General features: G+C 81.2%; 2 protein-coding genes. Both read left to right on the top strand.

Annotation, left to right across the window (positions count from 1 at the left end):
- On the top strand, positions 1-1,066 hold a 1,066-nt coding region (locus FA014_RS19170), incomplete at its 5' end, for a DegV family protein (protein ID WP_328288228.1).
- A 504-nt stretch (positions 1,067-1,570) separates the two neighbouring features.
- Complete coding sequence (locus FA014_RS20350) at positions 1,571-2,272, top strand: ComEA family DNA-binding protein (protein ID WP_230323434.1); 702 nt, start codon at positions 1,571-1,573, stop codon at positions 2,270-2,272.
- Positions 2,273-2,415: the final 143 nt, after the last annotated feature.

Here is a 2,415-nt window from a genome sequence, read left to right as displayed (position 1 = left end):
CCGCGGGGCGCGCGCCCCGGGGTCCGGGCTGCGGATCGCCGTGCCGCCGCCCGCGTGGGCCGAGCGCGTCGCACGCCGGCTCCGGCGCGGTCCGCGGGCGGTCGTCGACCCCGATCCCGCGCCGCCCGCTCCGCCCCGGGTGGTCGTCGTCACCGACTCGACGTCCTGCCTGACGGCGGCCGACGCCGCCGAGTGGGGGATCGACGTCGTCCCGCTCGACGTGGCGGCCGACGGCGAGCGGTTCCGCGACGGCGTCGACCTGACCCCCGCCGGGCTCGTCGCCGCGCTCGCCTCCGGGCGCCGCGTCACGACGTCCCAGCCGCCGCCCGCCGCGTTCGCCGCCGCCTACGAGGCCGCCGCCGCCCGCGGGGCCGCCGAGGTGGTGTCCGTGCACCTGTCCGGCGAGCTCTCCGGCACCGTGCGCGCCGCGGGCCTGGCCGCGCAGCTCGCACCGCTGCCCGTGCACGTCGTCGACTCGCGGAGCGCCGGGCTCGGGCTCGGCTTCGCCGCCCTCGCCGCCGCGGAGGCGGCGCGGGGCACCGTCTGGGGGCCGGCCGACGGCGCCTCCGTGGCAGCGGCCGCCGAGCAGGTCGGACGCTCGACCGCGGCGTGGTTCGTCGTGGACTCGCTGGACCACCTGCGCCGGGGCGGGCGGCTGTCCGCCGCCGCGGCCGCGTTCGGGACGGTCCTCGGGCTCCGGCCGGTGCTGGTGCTGCGCGACGGGCGGATCGAGGTCGCCGAGCGGGTGCGGACCCGCCGGGCCGCGCGGGACCGGCTGCACGCGCTCGCCGTGGCCGAGGTGGGCCGGCGGCTGCCGGGAGCCGGGGGCGCGGGCGCCGGTGGTGCGGGTGGTGCTGGTGCGAGCTCCGGTGCGGCGGCCGGTGCTGCCGGCGCGGGCGTGCGGGTCGGGGTGCAGCACCTCGGCCGACCCGAGGTGGCCCAGGAGGTGGCCGACCGCCTCCGGGACGCGCTCGGCCTCGACGAGGTGCTGGTGCGCGAGGTGGGTGCCGTGCTCGGCGGGCACCTGGGCGTCGGGGCGCTGGCCGTCACGGTCACCGACCGCTGACGCCCCGCGATCGCGCGCGAGGGCTGCCCGGGAGGGGGTCGCGGCGCGTGGCGCGGTGGGCGTCCGCGGGGGTGGGGGCCTGCTGAGCGGGCGCCGAGCCGTCCACAGGGCCGCGGTCCGTGCGTCGTCCCCAGCGCGGGCGCAGACCCCGGGGGCGCGGTCGGGGGGTCCGCCTAACGTCGCCGCATGACCTGGTACGACGGCGGTCCGCCACCCGACCCGCGCCACGACGCCGCGACGCCGGCGGGGGCGGGCGCCTCGCGGCTGCGCGCGGCGGCGCGGAGGGCGTCCGGGGTGGAGGCAGGGCGCGCGGGCGACAGCGTGGACCGGGCAGTCGGCGCGGGTGACCGCGAGGCCGAGTCGGCCGGTGCCGCCGGTGCGCGCCCCGAGCCCACGGACACCGGCGGTGCGCGCCCCGAGCCGACGGACGCCGGAGGTGCCCTCGGAGGCAGGGACGGTGTGTCGCACGCCGAACCGGCCGGTGGGGTCGGTGCCGGAGGCGGGGTGGACCTCGACGAGCCGGACGGTGCGGTCGGCGACGAGCGGCTCCGGCTCGACGGTCTCGTGCGGTGGCGGGTGGCGCCGCGGACCGCCGGGATCGCGCTCGGCGCGTTGCTGCTGGTGGGTGGGGCGGTGGCCCTGCGGTCGGCAGGGCAGCCGACGGGGGAGCCGGTCGCGGTCGAGGAGCCGGCGGTGACCGCCCCTGCTGCAGCACAGGGGGACGCGGAGCCCGGCCCGACGCCCGCGGAGGAGGCGACCGTGTGGGTGCACGTCGTCGGGGAGGTCGCGTCGCCGGGCGTGGTCCCCATGCCCGCGGGCTCGCGGGTGGCGGACGCCGTCGCCGCGGCCGGTGGTGCGCTGCCCGGGGCGGACCTCACCGCGCTCAATCTGGCGGCCGTCGTCCAGGACGGCGCGCAGATCCGGGTCCCCGCGCCCGGTGAGGAGCCGGTGGTCGTGGACGAGGCGGGCGGGGGTGCCGGTGCCGGCGGTGGTGGCCCGGCGGGCGCCGCAGGTGGCGCCGTCGACGTCAACACGGCCGGCGGTGCCGAGCTCCAGACGCTGCCGGGTATCGGGCCGGTGCTCGCCGAGCGGATCGTGGCCTGGCGCGAGGCGAACGGGCCGTTCGCGAGCGTGGACGCCCTGCTCGACGTGTCGGGCATCGGCCCCGCGGTGCTCGGCCAGATCCGCGACCTGGTGCGGGTGTGAGCGCGGACGAGGCGGTCGACGTCCGGCTGGTCCCGGCGGCGCTCGCGGTGTGGGCGGCGGCGGCGGTCGCCGTCGGGGCCGCCCCGGCGGTGCTGGCGGTCGCCGCGGCGGTGCTCGGCGCGCTCGCCGTGGCCGCGCTCGCC

Origin of the sequence: Cellulomonas hominis (assembly GCF_005239125.1) — a bacterium.
GTDB classification, from domain to species: Bacteria; Actinomycetota; Actinomycetes; order Actinomycetales; family Cellulomonadaceae; genus Cellulomonas; species Cellulomonas hominis_A.
The sequence above is the reverse complement of the archived record's forward strand: the minus strand, read 5'-3'. Positions and strand labels throughout refer to the sequence as shown.